This is a genomic window from Mycobacterium sp. (assembly GCF_035499775.1).
Taxonomy (GTDB): Bacteria; Actinomycetota; Actinomycetes; order Mycobacteriales; family Mycobacteriaceae; genus Mycobacterium.
In genome coordinates this window covers 1-5,606 of the sequence record NZ_DATJYB010000592.1, presented here as the reverse complement: position 1 = coordinate 5,606, position 5,606 = coordinate 1, and the positions used below count along the sequence as shown (strand labels likewise).

Annotated in this window: 5 protein-coding genes; 1 reads left to right on the top strand and 4 read right to left on the bottom strand. The window is 67.2% G+C overall.

What is annotated here, in order from left to right; genetic code table 11:
• A partial coding sequence (locus tag VML93_RS35790) for a hypothetical protein (RefSeq protein WP_325618186.1) occupies nt 1-1,161 on the bottom strand: 1,161 nt, incomplete at its 3' end.
• A gap of 83 nt (nt 1,162-1,244) precedes the next feature.
• On the opposite strand from VML93_RS35790, the gene VML93_RS35785 reads away from it, so the two are divergent.
• Nucleotides 1,245-1,676 (top strand): hypothetical protein, encoded by a 432-nt coding sequence (locus VML93_RS35785; RefSeq protein WP_325618184.1) that lies wholly within the window; start codon nt 1,245-1,247, stop codon nt 1,674-1,676.
• A gap of 3 nt (nt 1,677-1,679) precedes the next feature.
• On the opposite strand, the gene VML93_RS35780 is transcribed toward VML93_RS35785, so the two are convergent.
• The 3 genes from VML93_RS35780 to VML93_RS35770 all read right to left on the bottom strand — a co-directional run bounded on the left by VML93_RS35780 (nt 1,680) and on the right by VML93_RS35770 (nt 5,333).
• A complete protein-coding gene (locus tag VML93_RS35780) occupies nt 1,680-3,059 on the bottom strand; it encodes a CHAT domain-containing protein (protein WP_325618182.1) in 1,380 nt (459 codons plus the stop codon).
• Nucleotides 3,056-4,792: a hypothetical protein gene (locus tag VML93_RS35775; RefSeq protein WP_325618180.1), complete on the bottom strand. Its 1,737-nt coding sequence runs from the start codon at nt 4,790-4,792 to the stop codon at nt 3,056-3,058. Before VML93_RS35775 ends, VML93_RS35780 begins: the two co-directional genes overlap by 4 nt.
• A gap of 94 nt (nt 4,793-4,886) precedes the next feature.
• A complete protein-coding gene (locus VML93_RS35770) occupies nt 4,887-5,333 on the bottom strand; it encodes a lipoprotein LpqH (RefSeq protein ID WP_325618188.1) in 447 nt (148 codons plus the stop codon).
• Nucleotides 5,334-5,606: the final 273 nt, after the last annotated feature.

The window sequence follows — 5,606 nt, the reverse complement described above, 5'->3', positions numbered from 1 at the left end:
GTAGGCGGCGAGGTCGTCGATCACCTGCTGTTGGCGCGGATGGATGGGGCCGCCCTCGGCGAGGTAGCGCCGGGCATGCAGGACGTACGCCTCCTTGCGCAGCCGGGCCTGGATCTGAGCCGCCAGCGCGTAGCGGCTGGTGACGGATCGGTCCAGCGGTGCCAGCTCGACCGCGACTTCGATGCCGGTGACCAACGTCGCCTGCTTGTCCTCGCCCAGCAGACCCCATGGCGCGCAGGCCCGGTCGACCTCTTCGTCGCACAGCAGCGGGACGTCCGGCAGCGCGTCACGATCCAGGGCGCGGCGCAAGGTCGCGCGCACCCGGTCCACCACGGTGCGATCCAGCGGACGGCCGCTGTCTGAATCATCCAGGCCGCCGCGGACCCGCGGTCGTCTTTGCGGCGCAACGGAACTCAAACCCAGTGTGACGATGGACCAGGGCAGCTCCCCCGTTTCCCCTGATTCAATCCGCGCCAGGGCACCCAGGTTGTACGGCGTGGTGTCCGCGATCACGGCCGACCAGACGCGCTGGCGTGCGACGGACGCCCCGTGACTGTTGACGGAGCCGAGAACAGTGCTGAGCTGAGCCAGGAAGGGGCCGGTGACCACGTCTTCGCCCTGCACGTCGCGCCAGCTGCGGTCCAGCTGATCGGTCAGCGCGGCGACGACCTCCGGGCTCGCCACGTATTCGTTGAGCACCTCGATCGCGGTGCGGTCACGGCCTTGGTGGATGTCGTGCAGTACCACGGCCGGAGTGTCGCTGTCTTCCGGAGTGGGGGCTCCCTTGGTCACGGCGAGTTCGAAGCAAACCGGGAAGTACAGCTCCTGGGCGTTTCCGCTGCGGATTCGCATCCTGCGGCGCTCGAGTTTGAGAACTTCGAACCATGCTGCGGCAGCACGCAGTTGGGGCGCGTTATCGACGATCAGCTGGTGCATGGCCGCGGCGCAGTCCGGGGTGACGACCGGTGCCGAGTATTGCGGGTTCGATCGTAGGCGGAGCACCAGCGGGTCGATGATGCGCTTGATGGTCCTGGTCAAGGGACCGCCGTCGTCGCTGCTGAGCACCTCGACACCGGGACCGATTGCGCGCCAGGCTTGCTCGATCACCGCCCGGCGGGGATGGCCCGCCGCGACAGCAGTCACCTGCGGATCCGCGCTCATCTGCACAGGATAGGGGCATTCCAAAAATATCGACATCCAAAAAGTTGGGTTCGGTAGCCGGCCGCCAGCCAGAGGCTGGTCGCATGAAGACGCGAATGCTGCTATTGGTGGGTGTTGAGATCGCGTTGATCGCCACCGCGGTGCTCTTTATCGCCTTTGAGGACTTGTGGCACACGATCATCGGCGTCGGCTGCGTTCTCGCGGCGCTGGCGATCGTCGGTTGGCTGGTGCGCGAGCCGCGCGAGACTTCAGCGGACGACCGAATCGTGGGCATCGGTACCGTATGCGATGAGCCCGAAGCCGCTGCCGGCAAACATCGGATCATGATCGAGGTGACCAGTGTCGACGGAGACACGTTCGTGGGCCGGCTGCCTCGGCGCAAGGGCGATCCGGTCATATCGTGGTTGCGGCCCGGGACCGTTCTTCTGGTGGCGTTCGATCCCGCTGCCCGCGAACGGCTTTCGTTGCCCGACGACGTGTTGGCCGTGCGTGCGGCGGAGCTCACGCCGATCTGAAGGTCAGCGGGCTCCGTCTACCGCGAACGTCACCAGCGCCGCCCAATATAGCGGGCTGGCCGTGAGGTCACCGTCACGCCAGCGTCGCATCTGCTCTCGTTGCCAGCGATTCACCGCGCCTCCCGCGTCGACGGCTTCGTGTGCGCGATCCACGGCAATGACCACGTCGGTCATCGGGTCGATCGCGTCACCTGGGTCACGGCCGCCCACGGAGAAGCGCCGATATGCGGCCGTGGTGGGCAGCGACCACAATGTGGCGGTCACCAGCTGCGCGCCGCCGAGGATCATCGCGGCCACCAGACCGGTTGCCTCGTCGAATTGGTAGTCACCGCCGGACGCGCAGGCCAGTAGGGCGATTCGGGGCGGCATCGGCAATCGCAGGGAGATGAGATCGGATGCGGTGAGCGGACGGTGGTCCCCGATGAGATCCGCGTGTCCGGGAATCGCTGCGGTACAGGCCAGATGCAGTGCCGCCCGATCGGCCTGGCTGGCTTGGTCGGGATCGCCGTCGGCCGAACTCGCATGGCCGACGTAAACGAGCCGACTCGGGTTTTCGGCCAGCAGGGCGGCCAGCCACCGGCGGTCGGCATCCTGGCGGCGGAACAGCTCTACCGGCGCAGCCACTTCCGGCAGCACCGGCCGTCGTTCCATCAGCTCGGCGAAGTGCCGCGCCAGCGGCGTGTAGGCCGACGGCCGCCCGAGCACTGACCCGAGCGCGGAGTCAGGGAGCTGTCCGGGCACCCTCGGATCGAGGACCAGCAGCGGCGGGCGGTCGCGCCTGGCGTCCCACCCTGCGGGTGTGCGCGGCGAGTGCACGATGTTCTGCGGCACCGCCATCAGCACGTCCACCAACTCCATCAGCCGGTAGCCGTCGGTATGCTCACGGATATCGGTGAGCTGCCAAGGGATTTGGGCCGCCCGGGTGCCTGTCACTGTCATCGCGTCTGCCCGGACCCGCACCAATTCCTCTGGGCTGGGGCCCGATTTCGGCAACGCCAGCAGTCCCCAGGGCACGCGTGCCAGCCGGGCGCTGGGGGAGACGAACAGGACCGCGCGTGGCGAAGCCAGGCAGTCGACCAGCAACTGCCAGCCGGGGGTGCCGATCAACAGCACACCGAGGATGTAGGCGACCGTCAGCTCGGTGTCCGGCGCGGTGAACGGTCCTCTGGTCAGCGCCCGTTCGATGGCGTCACGTCGGCTCTCGGAGCCGTGTGGCTCGGGCAGGGCGTCGGCCAGTTCCTGTAGCGCCGCAAGCAGAATGGGTTCTTCGACCACCCAGGTGACCGTTCTGGACGGCTGGCCGACCACTCGCAGACTGCCGTACGTGGCGATCCCGACGTCGGCGTAGCGCAGGACCAGGGCCAGCCGGTCCGGGTCGCTCATGGCCAGGTCGACCAGGCGGGTTCGGCGGCGGTGACATCACAGCCGTACCGCTGCAGCGCCAGTGCGCGATAGTGACTCATGATCGTCGGAGCATCCGGCTGCATCTGCAAGGGCGGCAACGGGCCGAGCCGGGTCAACGTGGGTCGGCCGGGCCGGAAGGGCGAGGTTGCGCCGGCCGCCGCCAGCGCCGGATTCGAGTCCGCTTCGGCCACCACCGGTGCGGTCGCGGTGGATGCCCAGTCGTCGGTTTCTCGCTGCGCCGGCGCGGTACTGAAAGTGCCTCTTGCACTGTGGTATTCAATCAACTCGCTGACCAGTTCGGTGTTCTCCCACTCCCACGCGACGGCGAAGGCCCCGGCCAGCAGGGGTGCCGAAACATAGGTCGCCCAGCGCGATCTCGCGTCGGCGTCGGCGATCGAATAGCGCACCGAGTCGACTGCCAACGCCGCTGGAACCTTTAGCTCGGCGGCCTGCTCGAATTTGGCAACCGCGCGGCGGTGTTGCGAACTGTCCACCTCGCCCCGGATCACGCCGAGTGACGCGGCGTTGCGCGCTTCGGCCTCCCGCCACGTGTCCGAGGGGTCACCCGCGCCGTCGAAACCCAAGTCGGTCAACGCATCCGCCCGCCACACCGTACCCAGCTGACTGTCCAGCCGGGCGTACTGCAGCCAACTGCTGCGGGGCGAGGAGTCGAGGCATTCGCGGGCCTGCGCGATCAGCTCGACCGCCTCGGCAAAGCGCCCGCGGAAGACCTCTATCCAGCTGCGCTGCAATAGAATACGGTGAAGATGCAGCGGCTTTCCCAAGTCCCGCCAGTACCGCTCGGCGTGCTCCCAGCATTCGTTGGCGGCTTCCAGGGCGCCGGTTGCCATTCGGTTGAGGCCCAGGTACAGCAGGCACCGCGACGCGTCGTGTGCCCTGGCGTGGCGGGCGATGACCGGATAGGCCTCCGATATCAGCCGCTCGGCCGTCACCTTGTCGCGCGCCGCCCAGGAGGCCGTTGCTCTCTCCAATTGTGTTCTGGCAGTTGCTAGTTCCCATCCATTGGCCTGAGCCCGAGCCCCCGCGCGCTGCAGCCAGGGCCGAGCCTCCGGCAACCGGCCCGTCTCGACGGAGAATCTGCCGTACGCGATGGCCGCAGTCACTCGGAGAAACTCAGCCGCCTCGGTGCCCGGGCCAGGGGATTCCAACGTCGCAAGCACCTTTTCCCACAACGGAACTGACTGCACATGCAGGTCGTCGTCGCACAGCGCGGTGGCGCAGAGGACCTGCGCGTAGGTGAGCAGGTAGGCGTGCTCGTCGGCGAGGGTGGGGAAGTCGCCGTCAATGTCGCGCAAGCCGGTCAGCGCTCTCGCAGCGCCGTCGTGGTCACCCTGCGCCGCAGCCAGACCGGTTTCGAGGAACTGGGCCCGCCGCGAGTACCGGCAGATCATCTCCGCGACTTCGGCGTCGGACATCTGCACCTGCGCGGCCGCTTCCGGCATGGTGCCGGCGACAATTCCCGAATAGATCGCCAGACAGTCGCGGATACGCCGGATGCACTCTCGCACGCCGTCATTCGCGCCCCGAACCAGGTAGATCTCGCCCAGCTGCGCAAAGACCTCCAGCATGAAGTCGTCGCGATCGGCCTGCTCGATCTGTGGCATCAGGGAAAGCAGCAGATCCCGGGCCGCCACCTCGTCGGCGGCAAATGCCAGGTGACGGGCGCGCTCCAATTCGCCGGGGATCGACACGGCTGCATCATAAGTCTGTTTCGGTCGGTGTTGCCCCCGGACAGCCCCAAGCGGCGGACATGCGTTGCAGATCCGCCGCCAGGATTGTGGCGCATCAGCCACATGTCACCTTGATGCTGTAGTCCTTGCTGATCATGCCGGCCATCGGGTTCTTCGCGTCCGCGCCCTGCGCCTGGCCGGTGATGGTGTAGGTCTTGCCGTCTACCGCCACGTTGGCCGAGCCGACCTGATGGCCCATGCTGTTGGCGACGGATAAGCCGTTGCCGTCGACGAAAAGTGCCAACTGCTCGACCTTGGGAGTGGCCTCGTCGGTCATCACGACGAGCAGCGCCTGCTGTGGGCCGCCGGTGGTCCCACTGGCGATCTTGATCTTGCCGGCCTGCCTGACGCAGGTCACCGAGGCCGGGTCCAAGCCGGCCAAGTCGCTTCCGCCGACCTTGACCTGCGCGTTGGTGCCGCCGCCGGTGGCGACGCTGGCCGGGCCCGCGGTTGTCGAATGACCACCGCTCGAACAAGCGACCAGGGCCGACGCGCAACCCAGGGTTCCAACCGCCGTTGCGAGAAGACGTTTCACTGGAGTTCCTTCCTTCATGCGTCGCCCCTTTTGGCGACGTCATCCGGGCCAGTACAGATCCCCCGATGAGCTACCGATCCCAATTTCGTGGCGCCACCCGATAGGCTGCGACGAAGCGGCCCAATGAAGGGAGAGACCTGATGCCCACCGTCAAGTGGATGGAAAAGCCTGAGGCCCATGACTTTCCGGCAGCCGGCGACTACCTCGACCTGCTCGCCGACCCGCATGTCGTAAAGGAGT

What these genes read in the sequence shown, in the direction of transcription:
- VML93_RS35780 (WP_325618182.1), bottom strand. Translation starts at nt 3,059, where the DNA reads ATGAGCGACCCGGACCGGCTGGCCCTGGTCCTGCGCTACGCCGACGTC.
- VML93_RS35785 (WP_325618184.1), top strand. Translation starts at nt 1,245, where the DNA reads ATGAAGACGCGAATGCTGCTATTGGTGGGTGTTGAGATCGCGTTGATC.